This is a genomic window from Cupriavidus sp. SIMBA_020, from assembly GCF_046535395.1.
Taxonomy (GTDB): Bacteria; Pseudomonadota; Gammaproteobacteria; order Burkholderiales; family Burkholderiaceae; genus Cupriavidus; species Cupriavidus campinensis.
The window spans coordinates 1-260 of record NZ_JAWRWU010000924.1 but is presented as its reverse complement, the minus strand read 5'-3'; the positions used below and the strand labels follow the sequence as shown (position 1 = coordinate 260).

General features: G+C 68.8%; 1 pseudogene. It reads left to right on the top strand.

Going from position 1 to position 260, the window contains the following annotated elements:
- A pseudogene (locus SB751_RS32140) lies at window positions 1–260 on the top strand (quinone-dependent dihydroorotate dehydrogenase); the annotation flags it as partial.

The following is a 260-nucleotide window of genomic DNA, read 5'->3' as shown; positions in this document are numbered from 1 at the left end:
CGTGCAGGGCCTGCCGCATGCGGACGAAGCCGGCGGCCTGTCGGGCCGCCCGGTGTTCGACGCGTCGAACGAAGTGATCCGCAAGCTGCATGCGGAAGTCGGCAGCGCGGTGCCGATCATCGGCGTCGGCGGCATTTTCTCGGGCGAAGACGCACGCGTGAAGCTCGCGGCCGGCGCATCGCTCGTCCAGCTGTATACGGGCTTCATCTATCGCGGCCCGGCGCTCGTGGCCGAATGCGTAAAGGCCATCGCGCGCGAAC